This window comes from Rahnella sp. Larv3_ips (genome assembly GCF_003697865.1).
Taxonomy (GTDB): Bacteria; Pseudomonadota; Gammaproteobacteria; order Enterobacterales; family Enterobacteriaceae; genus Rahnella; species Rahnella rivi.
The window spans coordinates 421,801-439,899 of record NZ_MJIB01000003.1 but is presented as its reverse complement, the minus strand read 5'-3'; the positions used below and the strand labels follow the sequence as shown (position 1 = coordinate 439,899).

At 53.2% G+C, this 18,099-nt stretch carries 18 protein-coding genes; 6 read left to right on the top strand and 12 right to left on the bottom strand.

The genetic code is table 11. The annotated features are described in order from the left end of the window. Nucleotides 1-43: 43 nt before the first annotated feature. The 12 genes from lpxP to msrP all read right to left on the bottom strand — a co-directional run bounded on the left by lpxP (nucleotide 44) and on the right by msrP (nucleotide 10,569). Nucleotides 44-964: a kdo(2)-lipid IV(A) palmitoleoyltransferase gene (lpxP, locus tag ED901_RS02055; protein ID WP_056776152.1), complete on the bottom strand. Its 921-nt coding sequence runs from the start codon at nucleotides 962-964 to the stop codon at nucleotides 44-46. A gap of 425 nt (nucleotides 965-1,389) precedes the next feature. Continuing rightward, complete coding sequence (locus ED901_RS02050; RefSeq protein WP_056776155.1) at nucleotides 1,390-1,818, bottom strand: DoxX family protein; 429 nt, start codon at nucleotides 1,816-1,818, stop codon at nucleotides 1,390-1,392. A 203-nt stretch (nucleotides 1,819-2,021) separates the two neighbouring features. Then, the gene (fis, locus tag ED901_RS02045) at nucleotides 2,022-2,318 is read right to left on the bottom strand and encodes a DNA-binding transcriptional regulator Fis (protein ID WP_004097144.1); all 297 of its coding nucleotides are present in this window, start codon (nucleotides 2,316-2,318) and stop codon (nucleotides 2,022-2,024) included. Between the two features lie 21 nt (nucleotides 2,319-2,339). Continuing rightward, nucleotides 2,340-3,305: a tRNA dihydrouridine synthase DusB gene (gene dusB, locus ED901_RS02040; protein ID WP_112168396.1), complete on the bottom strand. Its 966-nt coding sequence runs from the start codon at nucleotides 3,303-3,305 to the stop codon at nucleotides 2,340-2,342. Between the two features lie 402 nt (nucleotides 3,306-3,707). Continuing rightward, complete coding sequence (gene prmA / locus ED901_RS02035) at nucleotides 3,708-4,592, bottom strand: 50S ribosomal protein L11 methyltransferase (RefSeq protein WP_122094494.1); 885 nt, start codon at nucleotides 4,590-4,592, stop codon at nucleotides 3,708-3,710. A gap of 43 nt (nucleotides 4,593-4,635) precedes the next feature. Continuing rightward, complete coding sequence (gene panF, locus ED901_RS02030; RefSeq protein WP_056776162.1) at nucleotides 4,636-6,081, bottom strand: sodium/pantothenate symporter; 1,446 nt, start codon at nucleotides 6,079-6,081, stop codon at nucleotides 4,636-4,638. Then, nucleotides 6,071-6,319: a YhdT family protein gene (locus ED901_RS02025; RefSeq protein WP_122094492.1), complete on the bottom strand. Its 249-nt coding sequence runs from the start codon at nucleotides 6,317-6,319 to the stop codon at nucleotides 6,071-6,073. The genes panF and ED901_RS02025 overlap by 11 nt, the downstream gene beginning before the upstream one ends. Before the next feature lie 75 nt (nucleotides 6,320-6,394). Continuing rightward, nucleotides 6,395-7,744, bottom strand: a complete 1,350-nt coding sequence (gene accC, locus ED901_RS02020; RefSeq protein ID WP_056776169.1) for an acetyl-CoA carboxylase biotin carboxylase subunit — start codon at nucleotides 7,742-7,744, stop codon at nucleotides 6,395-6,397. 11 nt (nucleotides 7,745-7,755) lie between these two features. After that, on the bottom strand, nucleotides 7,756-8,220 hold the full coding sequence (gene accB, locus ED901_RS02015; RefSeq protein WP_056776171.1) for an acetyl-CoA carboxylase biotin carboxyl carrier protein: 465 nt from the start codon (nucleotides 8,218-8,220) through the stop codon (nucleotides 7,756-7,758). 32 nt (nucleotides 8,221-8,252) lie between these two features. Further along, the gene (gene aroQ, locus ED901_RS02010; protein WP_122094490.1) at nucleotides 8,253-8,705 is read right to left on the bottom strand and encodes a type II 3-dehydroquinate dehydratase; all 453 of its coding nucleotides are present in this window, start codon (nucleotides 8,703-8,705) and stop codon (nucleotides 8,253-8,255) included. A 241-nt stretch (nucleotides 8,706-8,946) separates the two neighbouring features. Further along, nucleotides 8,947-9,549, bottom strand: coding sequence for a protein-methionine-sulfoxide reductase heme-binding subunit MsrQ (gene msrQ, locus ED901_RS02005; protein ID WP_122094488.1), 603 nt, complete (start codon nucleotides 9,547-9,549; stop codon nucleotides 8,947-8,949). 18 nt (nucleotides 9,550-9,567) lie between these two features. After that, nucleotides 9,568-10,569 carry a protein-methionine-sulfoxide reductase catalytic subunit MsrP gene (gene msrP / locus ED901_RS02000; RefSeq protein WP_122094486.1) on the bottom strand — a complete coding sequence of 334 codons (1,002 nt, stop codon included), beginning with the start codon at nucleotides 10,567-10,569 and terminating at the stop codon, nucleotides 9,568-9,570. 283 nt (nucleotides 10,570-10,852) lie between these two features. Between msrP and csrD the strand changes: the two genes are divergently transcribed. The 6 genes from csrD to rng all read left to right on the top strand — a co-directional run bounded on the left by csrD (nucleotide 10,853) and on the right by rng (nucleotide 18,007). Further along, nucleotides 10,853-12,787, top strand: a complete 1,935-nt coding sequence (gene csrD / locus ED901_RS01995; RefSeq protein WP_122094484.1) for an RNase E specificity factor CsrD — start codon at nucleotides 10,853-10,855, stop codon at nucleotides 12,785-12,787. A 355-nt stretch (nucleotides 12,788-13,142) separates the two neighbouring features. Continuing rightward, nucleotides 13,143-14,186, top strand: coding sequence for a rod shape-determining protein MreB (mreB, locus tag ED901_RS01990; RefSeq protein ID WP_013577291.1), 1,044 nt, complete (start codon nucleotides 13,143-13,145; stop codon nucleotides 14,184-14,186). A 268-nt stretch (nucleotides 14,187-14,454) separates the two neighbouring features. Continuing rightward, on the top strand, nucleotides 14,455-15,462 hold the full coding sequence (mreC, locus tag ED901_RS01985; RefSeq protein ID WP_122094482.1) for a rod shape-determining protein MreC: 1,008 nt from the start codon (nucleotides 14,455-14,457) through the stop codon (nucleotides 15,460-15,462). Beyond that, nucleotides 15,459-15,947 (top strand): rod shape-determining protein MreD, encoded by a 489-nt coding sequence (gene mreD, locus ED901_RS01980; protein ID WP_056776185.1) that lies wholly within the window; start codon nucleotides 15,459-15,461, stop codon nucleotides 15,945-15,947. The genes mreC and mreD overlap by 4 nt, the downstream gene beginning before the upstream one ends. A gap of 7 nt (nucleotides 15,948-15,954) precedes the next feature. Continuing rightward, on the top strand, nucleotides 15,955-16,548 hold the full coding sequence (locus ED901_RS01975) for a nucleoside triphosphate pyrophosphatase (protein ID WP_122094480.1): 594 nt from the start codon (nucleotides 15,955-15,957) through the stop codon (nucleotides 16,546-16,548). Beyond that, nucleotides 16,538-18,007: a ribonuclease G gene (gene rng / locus ED901_RS01970; protein WP_056776189.1), complete on the top strand. Its 1,470-nt coding sequence runs from the start codon at nucleotides 16,538-16,540 to the stop codon at nucleotides 18,005-18,007. The genes ED901_RS01975 and rng overlap by 11 nt, the downstream gene beginning before the upstream one ends. Nucleotides 18,008-18,099: the final 92 nt, after the last annotated feature.

The window sequence follows — 18,099 nt, the reverse complement described above, 5'->3', positions numbered from 1 at the left end:
AAAAAGCCCGACGCGGTGGCATCGGGCTTGATGTGATATCAGGCTATCGGTAAAGCGACGGCGTGCCCGCCGGGCGGGTTTTGAAGCGGCGATGCAGCCACAAATACTGATCGGGCGCCCGCATGATTTCTGTTTCGATGACGCGGTTCATGTAAGCCGCCGCGGCCATTTCATCGTCAATCGGGTAATCCTGCAATGCCGGTTGAATCACCAGATCATAACCTTTCGCGGCCGGTTTACGCACCAGCACCACGGTGACCAGTGCCGGTTTAGCCAGTCTTGCCAGCATGTAGGTTCCGCTGGTGGTTGCGGCTTCATCGACGGCAAACAGCGGCGCAAAAACGCTGCCGCGCGGGCCGTAATCCTGATCTGGTGCAAACCAGACGGCTTCGCCCTTTTTCAGCGCATGAACCATGCCGCGTAAATCTTTGCGATCCAGCATCGCTTTGTTAGAACGCATGCGACCCCAGGTCTGCACAAATTCCATCGCTTTGTTGTTGTGCGGTCGGTACATCGCCATCATCGGCTGACATAATCCCATCGCGCGGCCACCGAGTTCCAGTGACATAAAATGCACGCCGATGACCAGCACACCCTGATTATTTTCCTGCGCTTTTTTAAGGTTATGCAGGCCGCTGACGTCGAACCAGCGTTTGACCCGGGCGTCTGACCAGAACCAGGCCATGCCGGTTTCCAGTAAGCCCATGCCAAGAGATTCAAAGTTACTGACGATCCGGGCTTCAACCTGTTCAGACGAGAGATCAGGGAAACACAGCTGTAAATTGCGGCGGGTTATCGACACACGGCGTTTCAGGAAACGCATGGACGTGCGGCCAAGCCAGACACCTAAACGGTACAACACCGGATAAGGAAGCTGAACCAGAAGGAACAGAACGCCGAGACCGAACCAGGTCAGCCAGTAGCGGGGATGTAAAAATGAAGCGCGAAATCGTGGAGATGTCATAAATGCCTAATCATCTGCATAAAGAAACCGGGGTAACGCGTGAGTAAAAAGTTCGGCGCGGTACGGATTATCCTGCAAATAGTGGGACAACACGTGTCTGAAAATGTTTAAAAAAACGACGCCCGTTGACGCATTTTTTACACTAACAGACAGTACATTTTTTTAGAGGACGGGATCGCGATGCTGAGTGCTGTCCGTAGGCGATGAGCGGGGCGAATACGACTCTGATGGAAAGTATAACATGTTCTCTGGCGGTTCCGGAGAGGGTAATTGTCCGATAAACAGGCAAATCGACGTCCTTTTTTAGACGTTTTAAACAACTGATGTAAAACAATACGAATGGCGGTTTTTCACCTCTGAGTACAGGCTCAACACCGCCAGGCTTGAACGGCATACTTCGGTGAAAAAGTATGCCGGAAACGTTTTCAGCGGTAGAGCGGATTGCTCATTACCGAGTAACGGCCACTGCCGTAAAGTGCGATAACGAGGGCGGCCATAAAGTAGTAAACAATATCTTCAATCGCCCAGGCACCGACCGGCGTCAGCGCGAAGGTGTGGTGCACACCCACCATCAGCCAGGCGACCACCATGGTTGCCGCCGCCGACAGCGCAGCGAGACGGGTGAAGATGCCGAGGATCATCATGATCGGGGCAATCACTTCGCCAATGATCACGCCGTAGGCAACAAAGGCGGGAATACCATAACCCGCCAGCATGCCCTGAATGCCACCCAGACCGTCGTGCAACTTATGCCAGCCGTGAAAAATCAGCAGGCCGTAGGTGATACGTAACAGCAAAATGGCCAGATCCGGCTTGTTCAGCGCGGCGGTAAAACGCATATAAAGTTGCTTCATTGTTGCCACTCCCCAGAGACATTTTTTTGTTCCTCTAAAGTAATTCCTAATGGCGGAATGAATGAGAGAATTATTCTCATTTGGCTTGATCTGGGTTAGGTTTTGAGCAGATTTACAGGAAGGTGTGTTGCCGGATTGCACATAAACAAAAAAGGCGCTCTCCTTGCGGAAAAGCGCCTTTTCAAGACAATGACTGATTAGTATCAGTTCATGCCGTATTTTTTCAGTTTCTTACGCAGCGTACCGCGGTTGATACCCATCATCAGGGCCGCACGAGTCTGGTTGCCACGGGTGTACTGCATCACCATGTCCAACAGTGGCTGTTCAACTTCAGCCAATACCAACTCATACAGGTCATTCACGTCCTGACCATTCAATTGAGCGAAATAGCCCTTAAGTGCTTGTTTTACCGAGTCACGCAGAGGCTTTTGAGTCACCTGATCTTGTGAGTTTACGGTAGAAACGGTCAGTACGTCAGAATTCACGCGTTGTTCGAACATAGTTCTGTCAGCTCTTTTTTGTTACGCAAGATTTTCGAAATATGCTTCCAACGCCTCCAGCTGTTCGCTGGCATCCTCTATGGCGTTGAAGGAGCGCCGAAACTGGTCACTCGGGGCATGTTCCTGGAGATACCATGAAACATGCTTACGGGCGATACGGAATCCCTTGCCTTGACCGTAAAAGTCGTGCAATTCCCGTACGTGCCCTATTAACAAGCGCTGTACCTCACCCAAAGGCGGTGGCGGTAACAGTTCCCCTGTGTCCAGATAGTGCTGGATTTCCCGGAAGATCCAGGGTCTCCCCTGAGCGGCACGTCCTATCATCAGAGCATCAGCTCCGGTGTAGTCGAGCACCGCTCTGGCTTTATGCGGGTCAGTTATGTCGCCATTCGCGATAATCGGAATGGAAACACTCTGCTTAACTGTCCGAATACTGTCGTACTCTGCATCTCCATTGAAGAGACAGGCACGGGTTCGGCCATGAATAGTCAGGGCCTGAATTCCACAGTCTTCAGCCAATTGGGCAATTTGTACACAGTTACGGTGTTCCGGTGCCCAACCAGTACGAATTTTCAACGTGACTGGCACATCTACCGCGTTTACGACGGCAGTGAGGATCTGTTTGACCAAATCCGGATACTGCAAGAGCGCAGATCCTGCCAGTTTGCGGTTCACTTTCTTGGCCGGGCAGCCCATATTGATGTCAATGATCTGCGCACCGCTCGCCACATTAATTCGGGCGGCAGCCGCCATATCTTCGGGATCACAACCGGCAATTTGCACGGCTCGGATACCCGGTTCATCGTTATGCACCATACGCAATCGGGACTTGTCCGTCCGCCACACCTCCGGATTGGAGGAGAGCATTTCGGATACAGCCATCCCAGCACCCATCGCATGACATAAGGCACGAAACGGTCGGTCTGTTATACCGGCCATAGGGGCCGCAATCAGGCAATTTGTAAGCTGGTGGTGTCCGATGCGCATAGACTTAGAATGACCATACTGATGTCCGCAAGGGCGCGTATATTACGCATTTTTGATGTGAGATGAAAGGCCAAACTTTGAGCGATTTGATAAGAAAATGCCTAACCGCGATGAATATGAAGGGTGGCGAGGTTTTTTATTGTGTATTTACATCAGGTTAAGTCATTTTGGTTAAATTGTGCGCTTGAATAAATTCCTAATTTCTCTCTAAATCAGCCCGTTATAGCAGGTGATTCTAAGGGCTTGATCGTCGTTTTAAGCATCAACAACCACAAAATTCCGTGATTCAGATCGCCTGATGGTCAGAAAATGACTCTTTTTTGGAAAGAAAAAATGACAGAGGCGAGACGTGCGGAGCAAACCCGCGCTTTCTGCATAATCAGAAAGCGCGGGTAATGCTTATCAGGCTTTTTTAACACCCGTAATGCGGCACCATTCTTCTTTCTCGGCGACCGGATCCAGTTCGAACAGGTCCTGGTACGCATCGGCCACGCTTTGCGCCTGGCTCGCCAGAATGCCGGACAACCCGAGATGCCCCCCCGCGACCGGCAGCACACTGATCAGCGGTGCCAGTTCACGCAGCGGGCCTGCAAGGATGTTAGCGACCACGACGTCGGCAGACAGGTTCTCGGGCTGGTCTTTTGGCAGATACAGCGACAGACGCTCTGAGACGCCGTTACGTTCGGCGTTATCACGGCTGGCCTGAATCGCCTGCGGGTCGATGTCGATGCCGACCACGTGTTTCGCACCCAGCTTCAGCGCGGCGATCGCCAGAATGCCGGAGCCGCAACCAAAGTCGATCACGGTTTTGTCGGTCAGATCGAGGCTGTCGAGCCATTGCAGGCACATGGCGGTGGTCGGGTGGGTGCCGGTTCCAAATGCCAGACCCGGATCCAGCATCACGTTGACGGCGGTGGGATCCGGCACATCGCGCCAGCTCGGGCAAATCCACAGACGCTCGCCAAAACGCATCGGGTGGAAGTTATCCATCCATTCGCGTTCCCAGTCTTTGTCTTCCAGCTGTTCGATTTTGTGCACGAAACCTTTGCCCAGCAGCGGTTCGTTCTCCAGCATCGCCACCACGTCTTCCATGTTGGTTTCTGCGTCATACAGGCCGATAGCGTCGGTATCGCCCCACAGCAGGGTTTCGCCCGGCAGGGGTTCAAACACCGGATTATCATGGGTATCAAGGAACGTGACAGACACTGCACCACTTTCGATAAGCGCGTCGCTCAGCGTTTCCGCATCATTACCGGTGGTGTTAATTTTCAATTGGATCCAAGGCATAGCGATTCTCTTCTTAGCAATCTGTTAAATCAGTGCCGCCCGGTCAGGACGGCTTGAGTTCGGTTTCGCGTGGCTGTACGCCAAATTTATTGCCGATGTAAAACGCCAGCAGGCTCAGCGACAGCGACGGCACAATCGGATGCAGACCCGCAATGTGCAGGTCGATACTGGCAAGCAGGGTATAACAAACGGCGCCAACAATCATTGAGCTCAGTGCGCCGGTGGCGTTCGCCCGCTCCCAGTAAAGGCCGAGCACCAGCGGCCACAGGAATACGGCTTCCAGCCCGCCGAAGGCCAGCAGGTTAAGCCAGATGATCATTTCCGGTGGACGCCAGGCGGCCAGAACCACCAGTAAACCGAGAATAAACGTTGCCCAGCTCGAGAAGCGCTTTAACCGTCGCTCATTGGTGATTTGCTCCGGCCTGACGCCGAGATACAGATCTTTAACGATAGTCGCCGAGGACTGTAAAAGCTGGGCGTTGATGGTCGACATAATGGCGGCCATCGGGGCAGCCAGGAAAATCCCGGCAGCGTAAGGCGGCAGCACGGTGATCATCAGAGTCGGGATCACCTGATCCGGAATTTTTAAATCCGGCAGGACGGCGCGGCCGAGCGCACCGGCCAGATGCATACCGAGCATCAGCACGGCGACCACAATGGTGCCGAGTACGATACCGCGGTGGACGGCTTTGCTGTCTTTATAAGAGATGCAGCGCACGGCAGTGTGCGGCAGACCAATGACCCCAAAGCACACTAAAATCCAGAATGACGCCATAAACGGCAGAGAAAGCACATCATCTCCTCCGTGAACAGACACCAGTTTCGGGTCGATCTGTTGCAGTTTATCGACCGCACTGTGCAGGCCGCCGGCAGCATGGATCACCGCGACCAGCAGCAAAATGGTGCCCAGCAGCATCACCAGCCCCTGCATCGCATCGTTGAGTACGCTGGCACGAAAACCGCCAAATGACGTGTAGAGCGCGATACTGATGCCGAAAATCAGCAAGCCGGTGTCGTAAGGAATACCGGCCGCCGTTTCCAGCAGACGCGCACCGCCGATGAATTGCACGGTCATTGCACCGAGGAACGCCACCAGCAGGCTGAGGCTCGCCAGCCAGACCAGCAGACGGCTCTGGTAGCGTGCAAACAGCATGTCGTTGAGCGTCACGGCGTTGTAACGTCGTGCCAGAATAGCGAATTTTTTACCTAACACGCCGAGCGAAAGCCAGACCGCCGGCAGCTGGATCATCGCCAGCAACACCCAGCCGAGGCCGAATTTGTACGCCGCGCCGGGACCGCCGATAAACGAACTGGCGCTGATGTACGTGGCGGTGAGGGTCATCGCCAGAACGAAACCGCCCATCGAACGGTTACCGAGGAAATACTCGGTCAGGAAGCTGCCTTGCTGGCGGCGCGTATAGGCGTATACCGAAAGCCCGAAGACCAGCAGCAGATAGGCGATCAGCGGTAATAAAACTTCAGTCTGCATGGTGATCCTCCAGCGGAATATCGCGGTAAATCACGCGAACCATCAGCCAGCTCAACAGGATAAAAATCAGCGGGACCAGAAGGCAGGCCATTTCAAACCAGTGCGGAAGACCGGTGATGCCCTGTTTGTCATCAGGAATATAGGCGGCAAAACTCCACGCCAGCAGATAAGCAATCGTCAGCCCGAATGCCCAGCGGGCTTCCCGGTTGGCTTGCAGAAAACGTTTATCAGATCTCATTTTCTTCTCCCCCCAAACGTAAAAAAGGCCGGAATATCCGGCCTTGATAAAAGAGTACGCAACGGTACGGTCTTTTTATTTTTCCTGCAAACCGAGTTTTTTCTCCAGATAGTGGATGTTGGTTCCACCGTGCTGGAAGTTCTCGTCGTCCATAATACGCATTTGCAGTTCAATGTTGGTTTTGATGCCGTCGATGATCAGCTCTGCCAGTGCATTTTTCATGCGGGCAATGGCCACTTCACGGGTTTCACCGTAAGTGATCAGTTTACCGATCATGGAATCGTAGTACGGAGGCACAGTGTAGCCTGCGTAAATGTGCGATTCCCAACGAACACCGAAGCCGCCAGGTGCGTGGAAGCGGGTGATTTTGCCTGGGCTTGGCAGGAAGGTGTTTGGATCTTCCGCGTTAATACGGCATTCCACCGCATGGCCTTTGACTTTCACTTCGCTTTGTTTGATCGACAGTGGCTGGCCGGACGCAATGCGCAGCTGCTCTTTGATCAAATCCACACCGGTGATCATCTCGGTAACCGGATGCTCAACCTGGATACGGGTGTTCATTTCGATGAAGAAGAACTCGCCGTTTTCGTACAGGAACTCGAAAGTACCCGCGCCACGGTAGCCAATATCCACACAGGCTTTTGAACAACGTTCGCCGATGAAACGACGCAGTTCTTCAGTGATGCCTGGTGCTGGCGCTTCTTCAACGACTTTCTGGTGACGACGCTGCATGGAGCAGTCACGTTCAGCCAGATAGACCGCATTGCCCTGACCATCGGCCAGTACCTGAATTTCCACGTGACGTGGATTTTCGAGGTATTTCTCCATGTACACCATGTCGTTGTTGAAAGCCGCTTTGGCTTCAGCACGGGTCATGTTGATGGACTGCTCGAGATCTTTGTCGCTGCGCACAACGCGCATACCACGACCACCGCCGCCGCCAGAGGCTTTGATGATGACCGGATAGCCGATGCGTTTTGCGAAGCCACGGTTTTGATCCATGTCGTCGCCCAGCGGGCCATCGGAGCCAGGTACACAAGGTACGCCTGCCGCTTTCATGGCATGGATTGCAGAAACTTTGTCGCCCATCAGGCGGATAGTTTCGGCTTTCGGGCCAATGAAGATGAAGCCGGAACGTTCAACCTGCTCGGCGAAATCTGCGTTTTCGGACAAGAAACCGTAGCCAGGGTGGATAGCCACCGCGCCAGTGATTTCCGCCGCAGCGATGATTGCCGGGATGTTCAGATAGCTTTTTACTGAAGGTGCCGGGCCGATACAGACGGTTTCGTCTGCCAGCAGCACGTGTTTCAGGTCACGGTCAGCGGTGGAGTGCACAGCAACGGTTTTGATGCCCATTTCTTTACAGGCACGCAAAATGCGCAGAGCGATCTCGCCGCGGTTCGCGATAACAATTTTATCTACCATGGTACGCCTCGTTATTCGATGACGACCAGCGGCTCGTCGAATTCAACCGGTTGGCCGCTTTCTACCAGAATTGCTTTAACAACGCCGGATTTGTCTGCTTCGATTTGGTTCATCATTTTCATCGCTTCAACGATACACAGGGTATCGCCGGCGTTCACTTTCTGACCCACTTCGATGAAGGCTTTCGCGTCCGGGCTTGGCGTGCGGTAGAAGGTACCTACCATCGGGGAGCGAACGATGTGACCACTGATTGCAGCCGGAGCAGCGGCTTCAGCAGGTGCAGCTGGAGCAACCGCAGCAGCCAGACCTGGCTGCTGTTGAACAGGCATAGCATAAGCCTGTTGCATCATAGGATAAGCCTGCGCAGGTGCAGCACGGCTGATACGAACTGACTCTTCACCTTCAGAAATTTCCAGTTCAGAAATACCTGATTCTTCAACCAGTTCGATCAGTTTTTTAATTTTACGAATATCCATGGGTGTGATTCCGTACTCTTTTTGCGTAGAAATTAGTGGGTTTTAGACAAGCGATTAACCGCTGCCTGTAAAGCAAAGTGGTAGCCGTCTGCGCCAAGTCCGCAGATGACACCCACTGCGATGTCGGAAAGATAGGAATGATGCCGGAAAGCTTCGCGCGCATGTACATTCGACAGATGGATCTCGATAAACGGAATCGACACCCCCAGTAATGCATCGCGTAGTGCCACGCTGGTATGGGTAAAGGCCGCGGGATTGATCAAAATAAAATCGACGTTTCCGCGTGCCTGATGAATGCGTTCAATCAGGACATGTTCTGCATTGGATTGCAGATGGCTCAGTGCCACATCAGCGGCAGCAGCCTGCGTTTCCAAACCTTTAACAATATCGTTGAGCGTGGTGTGTCCGTACGTGTCAGGCTCACGGGTCCCTAACAAATTCAGGTTAGGACCGTTCAGTAGCAAAATGTCAAACTTATGCGCCATTGTGAGCCTATCTCCGGCAATTAGACAAAGATTGTAGAAAATACCCTGATGTCACCGATTTGTCACCTGTTTCGCGGCAAATCGTCCCGTCTCCTCAACATGAGGTCGGGCATTATAATGATATCGTGGCAATTAGCAGCTAAATACTGGTCTTATCAGCGAAGATAATCAACCCTCGTCCGGTAGCAGAGCGTTGATTTTCAGAAATTATGAGGGGCAGAACCCAGAAAAGTTCCACGGCTTATCGCAGCCACTGGCGGAATTTTTTGTAACGCAGGGCCAGCAGGATGGCGGCGATCGTCGCGTAGATCACCGGTTGCGGAGATAGCACTTTCACCGACCATAGGTAGTGGATCGGTGCAAGAATGGCGATCAGATAGATAAAGTTGTGCAACTTCTGCCATGCAGCGCCCAGTTTTCGTTGTGCCCACAGCGACGAGGTGCAGGCCAGCGCCAGCAGAAGGATCCAACTGATGATACCGAGAGTGAGATAGGGCCGGGAAATCAGTTCACTGCCCAGCAGGCGGATATTGTTGACGCCAAGTTCGAGGAACGAATAACTCAGAAGATGCAGCGTGCCCCAGGCAAAACACCACAAACCGAGCAGACGGCGGGTGCGGATCAGCAAGGGTTGTTTGCCGTAACGCGCAACCGGGGTGACCAGCAGGGTGACCAGTAAAAATTTCAGCGTCATCCTGCCGGTAAAGTGCTGTATATCTTTCGCCGGATCGGCGCTGAACCAGCCCTGATCGACAGAAAGCAGCAGCCAGAGGAAAGGCAGAATGGCAGCAAGATAGATAATCACCTTCAGCCAGGTAATATTGGCGGGGGACAAACGGCGCATCGTGGCGTTTCCTCTTCCTTAATAGAACTTACGTAAATCCATGCCGTGATACATCGAGGCAACCTGTTCCGCATAACCGTTAAACAGCAGGGTCGGCTGACGTTGCACGTCGAGTAATCCGCCTGAGCCAATAAAGCGTTCCGTGGCCTGCGACCAGCGCGGATGGTCAACGTGCGGGTTCACGTTGGCGTAAAAACCGTATTCGTTGTTGGCAATCTGATTCCACGTCGTTGGCGGTTCATCTTTAGTGAACTTGATATTCACGATCGATTTGATGCCTTTAAAGCCATACTTCCACGGCACGGTCAGGCGGATAGGTGCGCCGTTTTGCGGCGGCAGCGCTTTGCCGTAAACGCCGACGGTCAGCATCGTCAGCGGATTCATCGCTTCATCTATCCGCAATCCTTCCACGTAAGGATAATCCAGCCCGCCGCCGATAAACCGGTCTTTCTGGCCTGGCATATGTTCCGGATCATACAGCGTCGTGAACGCCACATAGCGCGCATTGCTGGTCGGTTCGGCGAGTTTGAGAATATGACTGAGCTGGAAACCGATCCACGGCACCACCATCGACCAGGCTTCGACGCAGCGCATGCGGTAGATACGTTGCTCCAAAGGGAAGCGCTTCATGATGTCGTCCATATCCAGCGTGATCGGCTTACCCACTTCACCATCAATTTTGATTTTCCACGGCGAAGTCACCAGTTGTCCGGCGTTCGCGGCAGGGTCGGCTTTATCCAGCCCGAATTCGTAGAAATTATTGTAGCCGGTCACTTTATCTTCCGGCGTCAGCGGCAAATCGTTCTGATAAGCCGCGGGTTTAGTGAAATCCAGCGGTTTACCTGAAGGAGCGGGCGGGCGATCGTGGCCTTTAAACCAGGAAAGAATGTCGGCGTTTGCATTCTGTGGCAACGCCAGTGCCGCTGCGCCGAGCCCCAGCGCCTGCAACACTCTGCGGCGGTCGTGAAACAGGCTTTCTGGCGTGACATCTGCTTCAGTAAGTTTGCGGGGCTTGTGCATGGCAGTCTCCGTTTTCCGACATCATTCGTATTCATGTTTTTTTATGATTATGCAGACAGCATGGCGTGAATCTCATTGTTTTGCGAGTCATGCCAGGAAAATACTGAGTTCTCAAAATGGCGGCTGGAACATAAGAATTCTGAATTAATGGTTTTTTGAATTGCTATGCTATGAATGTATGCAAAAACCTGTCGGGCTTACTGGGGTAAGATAGCGGGTTCATTCTGGGCAGACGAAGCACAGAGCTCTGCTTTCCATTCACCGCAGCGAGTAAGGCACAGGGATGCGATTTACGACCAGACTTTCAGCACTGATTTCGATGTTAGTTGCGCTGGCAATGTTGCTCATGTTGTTGGGCGTGACCTTCAGTTTCATTTATCTCAACAAGCAAAATACCGAACAACATCTTCAGGCGCTGGTCACGACTTATGATCAGGCGTTGCTCAGACAGTCTCCGGAGCAGGCCGAGCGCTGGCTGCCGCAGGCCATGCGTATGCTGGATGTGACTGATATTGAAGTGAAACTCAACAATTCCACCGTCTATGAATACCACGAGCGCCCTGATTTACATCGGTCGTGGGACAGCGCAATGCCAGAATACAACACCGCCATTTACCCCCTCATGCAGCATACGGATATGACGCTGTACGTCTCTTATATCGATCCGGTCAGCAGCTATATCCGCTCTATGCGTTCAACGCTGACGATCAGCGTCGCCATCCTGATTATGCTGGGCATGTTGTTGCTCAGTTTCCGCTGGCTGCGTCAGGAAACCGACGGCGTTGAAAAACTCGAAGACCGCGCGGTGCGGATTTTACGCGGCGAACGTGAAGGGCTGACCAGCCACCTGGGCGAGTGGCCGCACTCCGCCAGCAGCGCGATTAATCTTCTGCTGACCGATCTGAACGAAGCCCGCGAACAGCGCAGCCGCGTCGATACTCTGATCCGCGCCTACGCCCAGCAGGATTCACAAACCGGCCTCAGTAACCGGTTATTTTTTGATAATCAGTTGGCGACTCATCTGGAAGAAGAGGGTGCGCACGGCGTGATTATGATGCTGCGCCTGCCTGATTTTGACCTGATGCGCGAAACCCACGGACAGACGATGGTGGATGAGTTCCGCTCTGCCATGGTGAATCTGCTTTCAACCTTTGTCATGCGGCATGTTGATGCGTTACTGGCGCGCTATTTCCACAGCGATTTTGCCGTGCTGTTGCCACACCGGACGCTGAAAGAGGCAGAAGTGATGGCGGCACAGTTGGTTAACGCGCTTGGTGTTCTCCCTGCGTCCTCGCAAATTGACCGCGACGCCCTGATGTACATCGGCATCAGCGCGTATCGCTTCGGGCAGACGCCCGATCAGGTTATGGATATGGTGCAGCAGGCGACGCGACACGCTGCGTTTCAGGGCAGCAACAGCTGGTTTATTTACGACAACAATGTGCCGGAGAAAGGGCGTGGAAGCGTGCGCTGGCGCACATTGCTCGAAAATACGCTGGCGCGCGGTGGCCCGCGCTTATACCAAAAACCGGCTTTTAGCCGGCAGGGCAAACTCGATCATCGTGAAATACAGCGGCGTGTGTTTGATGGCGAGCATGAATTGCTGGCCGCGGAGTTTATCCCGCTGGTGGTGCAGTTCGGGCTTTCGCAGAGCTACGATCGCATTATGATAAGTCAGATTATTCCGTTACTTAACCGCTGGCCGGATGAAACGTTGGCATTTCACGTGACGGTTGATTCATTATTACAGCGCTCTTTTGTAGGCTGGCTGCGCGATACGCTGCTGCAGTGCGAAAGAAAACACCGAAATCGGATTTTGATTGAACTTGCAGAGGCAGATCTCTGTCAACATACCGATCGCCTGCGTCCCGCGATTCGTTTATTGCAGGGTTTAGGATGTCGTCTGGCGGTTACACAGGCCGGACTGACGGTCGTCAGTACCTCTTATCTCAAGACCTTCCCGGTCGAAAGAGTCAAACTTCACCCGGGGCTGGTGCGCGACATTGATAAAAGGATTGAAAATCAGCTTTTTGTACAAAGCCTGCTGAGTGCATGTGAAGGCACTCAGGCACTGGTCTTTGCCTCTGGCGTGCGAACAAAAGAGGAGTGGTCGATCCTGCTGAGCAAGGGGATCCACGGCGGCCAGGGTGATTTTTTTGCCGTACCGGAGCAGGTTGAACCAGCCGGTAAAAAATATTCACACAACAGCGACGTTTAAGTGACCGTAAAGGGATTATTTAACGTAGAATGACCCAGCTTTCGACCGACTCCCTTGCCTGGCATACGGTGCTTATCATCTGGCCGCGGGTTGACGGAGATTCACGGTGAAAGTGTAAGAATTTATGTGCGGTGTTGCTACTTCGCCTGGGTATCTGCCCGAGGTAAACCGAGCCTGCGATACAGAATTATATCGCAGTGCCATCAGCCTCAAAAAGTAACAGCAAGTAAATGGCGACATCGCGGACAATTTTCACGTAAGCAGGACGTTTTTGCGCCTTGTCGCTGCTTCGCGTGGTTGGTAAAGTAGGCGGATTTTATTTTCCGCCCCCAGCTAGCAGGATTATCCTTTCGTTATGTTTAAGAAATTTCGTGGCATGTTTTCCAACGACTTGTCCATCGACCTGGGTACCGCCAATACCCTTATCTATGTAAAAGGACAAGGCATCGTGCTGAATGAGCCATCAGTTGTGGCTATTCGTCAGGATCGTGCTGGTTCACCTAAAAGTGTTGCTGCTGTAGGGCACGACGCTAAACAGATGCTGGGTCGTACTCCCGGCAATATCGCAGCGATTCGTCCAATGAAAGACGGCGTTATTGCCGACTTCTTCGTGACTGAGAAAATGCTGCAACACTTCATTAAGCAAGTTCACAGCAACAGCTTCATGCGCCCAAGTCCGCGCGTGCTGGTTTGTGTGCCGGTCGGCGCAACGCAAGTTGAACGCCGTGCTATTCGTGAATCCGCACAAGGTGCTGGTGCGCGTGAAGTGTTCCTGATTGAAGAACCGATGGCTGCGGCGATCGGCGCAGGTCTGCCTGTTTCTGAAGCGACCGGCTCAATGGTTGTGGATATCGGCGGTGGTACCACCGAAGTGGCGGTTATCTCCCTGAACGGCGTCGTGTATTCCTCTTCTGTACGTATCGGTGGTGACCGCTTCGATGAAGCTATCATTAACTACGTACGTCGTAACTACGGTTCCCTGATTGGTGAAGCGACGGCGGAACGCATTAAACACAGCATCGGCTCGGCGTATCCGGGTGATGAAGTGCACGAAATCGAAGTGCGTGGCCGTAACCTGGCAGAAGGCGTTCCGCGTGGTTTCACGCTGAACTCCAACGAAATCCTGGAAGCGTTGCAAGAGCCGCTGACCGGTATCGTGAGTGCGGTGATGGTTGCGCTGGAACAGTGTCCGCCAGAACTGGCTTCCGACATCTCCGAGCGTGGCATGGTGCTGACCGGCGGTGGCGCATTACTGCGTAACCTCGATCGTCTGCTGATGGAAGAAACCGGTATTCCGGTGGTTGTCGCAGAAGATCCGCTGACCTGCGTTGCTCGCGGCGGCGGTAAAGCATTAGAAATGATCGACATGCACGGCGGCGACTTATTCAGCGAAGAGTAATCTCAGCGACGATTTATTTGATGACGGAATGACGGATTTCTTCCTTTATTCCTCTCAAAAAGTGGTCTGCCGGGAAGGTGGTTGTCCGTCAGGTAAAACCTGCAACGTGAAGTGTGCAGTGTTCAATGTGGATCCGCGCAAACACTGGCTGAGCGTCAAAGCTCTGCCGGTGTTTTGGCTATCCCATGAGATTGCCACCTTTTCTCTCAGGGGAAGTTCTGACTTCGACTGACTGAAACCTTCTGTTGCCGAGGAACTCGCATATTTTATGAAGCCAATTTTTAGCAGGGGTCCTTCCCTGCAACTGCGACTTTTTTTGGCTATTCTTACGGCCATTATCCTGATTGTTGCCGACAGTAAAATAGGTACGTTTGTTAAAATCCGCACCTATATGGATACTGCCGTCAGTCCCTTCTATTTTTTGTCAAATGCCCCGCGTGAATTCTTAGATCAGGTTTCCTCGACGTTTGCGACGCGCGGCCAGCTTGAACTGGAAAACCGTGCTTTGCGTCAGGAATTGTTGCTGAAAAACAGCGATCTGATGCTGCTTGGCCAATACAAACAAGAGAATGCCCGTCTGCGTGAACTGCTGGGTTCGCCGTTGCGTCAGGACGAGCACAAAATGGTGACGCAGGTTCTGTCCACCAGCAATGATCCTTACAGTGATCAGGTGGTGATCGACAAAGGCAGCAACAATGGCGTGTACATCGGGCAGCCGGTCATCAGCGATAAAGGCGTTGTCGGCCAGGTCGTTGCCGTTGCCGCACTGACCAGCCGCGTTCTGCTGATTTGTGACGCTTCCCATGCGTTGCCGATTCAGGTGCTGCGCAATGACATTCGCGTCATTGCTGCGGGCAGCGGTTGTGCTGACGATCTGCAACTGGAACATCTGCCAAGCAATACCGACATTCGTGTTGGCGACGTGCTGGTGACGTCCGGTCTGGGCGGTCGTTTCCCGGAAGGCTATCCGGTTGGCGTCGTGTCTTCGGTTAAAGTCGATAATCAGCGCGCGTATACCGTCATTCAGGCGCGCCCGACGGCAGGTCTGCAACGTCTGCGTTATCTGCTGTTGTTATGGGGTTCTGATCGCAATGGCGAGCATCCGTTACCGCCTGATGAAGTTCATCGCGTTGCCAATGAACGCCTGATGCAAATGATGCCTCAGGTATTGCCACCACCGGGTGATATGGGTCCTCCGGCGCCGCTTCCGGCACCTGCAACAGGCACTGTGACCACACCAGTCAGCACCACGCCTGTGCAGGGAGCACGGCAATGAACAGTTACCGGAGCCACGGACGCTGGATTATTTGGCTATCCTTTGTCATAGCCATGTTGTTGCAGGTCATGCCGTGGCCTGAACAAATCTATATGTTCCGGCCCTCCTGGCTGTTGCTGATCCTGATCTACTGGGTGATGGCTTTACCGCATCGCGTCAACGTTGGCACCGGTTTTATTGTCGGTTTCATCATGGATTTGATCCTCGGTTCCACGCTGGGCATTCGTGCGCTGGCGTTTGCCATCACCGCCTATGTGGTCGCGTTCAAATTCCAGTTGTTCCGCAATCTGGCACTCTGGCAGCAAGCGCTGATTGTCATGGTGCTGTCGCTGGCGGTGGACGTCATGGTGTTCTGGGGACAATTTATGGTGGTCAACGTGTCGTTCCGCCCCGAAGTTTTCTGGAGCAGCGTAGTTGACGGCATTTTGTGGCCGTGGCTGTTCCTGCTGATGCGCAAAATTCGCCGTCAGTTTGCTGTTCAATGAGGATGTTATGACCGCACTTTATCTCGCTTCCGGTTCGCCACGCCGTCGTGAATTGCTGGCCTTACTGGATCTGCCCTTTGAGCGTCTGATCACCGACGTAGCGGAAGAACGCCAGCAGGATGAGGCACCCGACGCTTACGTTTTGCGTCTGGCGAAAGATAAAGCGCGGGCCGGTGTGGCGGTTGCAGATGAGGATCTTCCTGTTCTGGGCGCCGACACTATTGTGGTTCTCGACGGTAAAGTGTTGGAAAAGCCGCGCGACGAATCGCAAGCCGCTGTTATGCTTACTGCATTGTCTGGCAGACAACATCAGGTGATGACCGCCGTCGCTTTTGCTGACCGGCGTGATTGCCTCAGTACGTTGGTTGTGACCGATGTCACCTTCCGTTCACTATCCGCCGATGACATTGCACACTATATTCTGAGCGGTGAGCCCATGGATAAAGCGGGCGCTTACGGTATTCAGGGAAAGGGCGGTTGTTTCGTCCGTGAAATTCGCGGCAGTTACTATGCAGTCGTGGGGCTTCCTCTGGTGGAAACTCAGGAACTGCTCAATGAATTTGCTGCCTTACGCGAGCTTAGGAGAAAACATGACAGCTGAATTACTGGTCAATGTCACCCCGTCCGAGACACGCGTGGCTTACATCGACGGTGGCATTCTGCAGGAAATCCATATTGAGCGCGAAACCAAGCGCGGGATTGCCGGCAATATTTATAAAGGACGTATCAGCCGCGTTTTGCCTGGAATGCAGGCGGCTTTTGTTGATATCGGCCTTGAAAAAGCAGCGTTTTTACACGCTTCAGACATCATGCCGCATACCGAATGCGTTGCCCGTGATGAGCAGAAAAATTTCAATGTGCGTGACATCGCAGAGCTGGTGCATCAGGGCCAGGATCTGATGGTGCAGGTGGTGAAAGATCCCCTCGGCACCAAAGGCGCGCGTCTGACTACCGACATCACGTTGCCTTCACGTTATCTGGTGTTTATGCCCGGAGCATCGCACGTTGGCGTCTCACAACGTATAGAAAGCGAAGCGGAACGCGATCGTCTCAAGCGCATCGTCTCTGAATATTGTGACGAGCACGGCGGCTACATTATCCGTACGGCGGCCGAAGGCGTGGGCGAAGAAGAACTTAAGCAGGATGCGGCTTATCTCAAGCGCCTGTGGACGAAGGTGATGGAGCGCAAACGTCGCAACAAAACCAAATACAAGCTGTATGGCGAACTGGCGCTGGCGCACCGTGTCCTGCGTGATTTTGCCGGTGAAGCGCTGGATCGTATTCGTGTCGATTCCCGCCTGACCTATGAATTGCTGGTCGAATTCACCAGCGAATACATGCCGGAAATGACCAGCAAGCTGGAACATTACAACGGCAAGCAGCCTATTTTCGATCTGTTCGATGTGGAAAATGAGATCCAGCGCGCCCTCGAGCGCAAGGTGGAACTTAAGTCTGGCGGCTACCTGATTATCGATCAGACTGAAGCCATGACGACGGTGGATATCAACACCGGCGCGTTTGTTGGCCATCGCAATCTGGAAGACACCATTTTCAACACCAATACCGAAGCGACACAGGCGATTGCCCGTCAGCTGCGGTTACGTAATCTGGGCGGCATTATCATCATCGACTTTATTGATATGTCGAATGAGGATCACCGTCGTCGCGTGTTGCACAGCCTTGAGCAGGCGTTGTCGAAAGACCGTGTGAAAACCGGTATTCACGGCTTCTCCGCACTGGGACTGGTGGAAATGACCCGCAAACGCACCCGCGAAAGCGTCGAGCATGTTCTTTGCAGCGATTGCCCGACCTGTCATGCGCGCGGCACGGTGAAAACCGTCGAAACGGTTTGCTATGAAATATTGCGTGAAATCGTGCGCGTGCATCATGCGTATGATTCTGACCGCTTCCTGGTCTACGCCTCTGCGGCAGTGGGCGAAGCGCTGAAGGGCGAGGAATCCCATGCACTGGCTGAAGTCGAAATTTTCGTTGGCAAACAGGTCAAAGTGCAGGTGGAGCCGCTCTACAGTCAGGAGCAGTTCGACGTCGTGATGATGTGATCTGAGCCAACGTGCCAGACGCATCAAGAAGTTACAGGTTTCCATTGCCGTCTGTACGGGAGCGAACCCGCATGGAATGGAAAACAAGGAGA

What these genes read in the sequence shown, in the direction of transcription:
- lpxP (WP_056776152.1), bottom strand. Translation starts at nt 964, where the DNA reads ATGACATCTCCACGATTTCGCGCTTCATTTTTACATCCCCGCTACTGG.
- ED901_RS02050 (WP_056776155.1), bottom strand. Translation starts at nt 1,818, where the DNA reads ATGAAGCAACTTTATATGCGTTTTACCGCCGCGCTGAACAAGCCGGAT.
- fis (WP_004097144.1), bottom strand. Translation starts at nt 2,318, where the DNA reads ATGTTCGAACAACGCGTGAATTCTGACGTACTGACCGTTTCTACCGTA.
- dusB (WP_112168396.1), bottom strand. Translation starts at nt 3,305, where the DNA reads ATGCGCATCGGACACCACCAGCTTACAAATTGCCTGATTGCGGCCCCT.
- prmA (WP_122094494.1), bottom strand. Translation starts at nt 4,592, where the DNA reads ATGCCTTGGATCCAATTGAAAATTAACACCACCGGTAATGATGCGGAA.
- panF (WP_056776162.1), bottom strand. Translation starts at nt 6,081, where the DNA reads ATGCAGACTGAAGTTTTATTACCGCTGATCGCCTATCTGCTGCTGGTC.
- ED901_RS02025 (WP_122094492.1), bottom strand. Translation starts at nt 6,319, where the DNA reads ATGAGATCTGATAAACGTTTTCTGCAAGCCAACCGGGAAGCCCGCTGG.
- accC (WP_056776169.1), bottom strand. Translation starts at nt 7,744, where the DNA reads ATGGTAGATAAAATTGTTATCGCGAACCGCGGCGAGATCGCTCTGCGC.
- accB (WP_056776171.1), bottom strand. Translation starts at nt 8,220, where the DNA reads ATGGATATTCGTAAAATTAAAAAACTGATCGAACTGGTTGAAGAATCA.
- aroQ (WP_122094490.1), bottom strand. Translation starts at nt 8,705, where the DNA reads ATGGCGCATAAGTTTGACATTTTGCTACTGAACGGTCCTAACCTGAAT.
- msrQ (WP_122094488.1), bottom strand. Translation starts at nt 9,549, where the DNA reads ATGCGCCGTTTGTCCCCCGCCAATATTACCTGGCTGAAGGTGATTATC.
- msrP (WP_122094486.1), bottom strand. Translation starts at nt 10,569, where the DNA reads ATGCACAAGCCCCGCAAACTTACTGAAGCAGATGTCACGCCAGAAAGC.
- csrD (WP_122094484.1), top strand. Translation starts at nt 10,853, where the DNA reads ATGCGATTTACGACCAGACTTTCAGCACTGATTTCGATGTTAGTTGCG.
- mreB (WP_013577291.1), top strand. Translation starts at nt 13,143, where the DNA reads ATGTTTAAGAAATTTCGTGGCATGTTTTCCAACGACTTGTCCATCGAC.
- mreC (WP_122094482.1), top strand. Translation starts at nt 14,455, where the DNA reads ATGAAGCCAATTTTTAGCAGGGGTCCTTCCCTGCAACTGCGACTTTTT.
- mreD (WP_056776185.1), top strand. Translation starts at nt 15,459, where the DNA reads ATGAACAGTTACCGGAGCCACGGACGCTGGATTATTTGGCTATCCTTT.
- ED901_RS01975 (WP_122094480.1), top strand. Translation starts at nt 15,955, where the DNA reads ATGACCGCACTTTATCTCGCTTCCGGTTCGCCACGCCGTCGTGAATTG.
- rng (WP_056776189.1), top strand. Translation starts at nt 16,538, where the DNA reads ATGACAGCTGAATTACTGGTCAATGTCACCCCGTCCGAGACACGCGTG.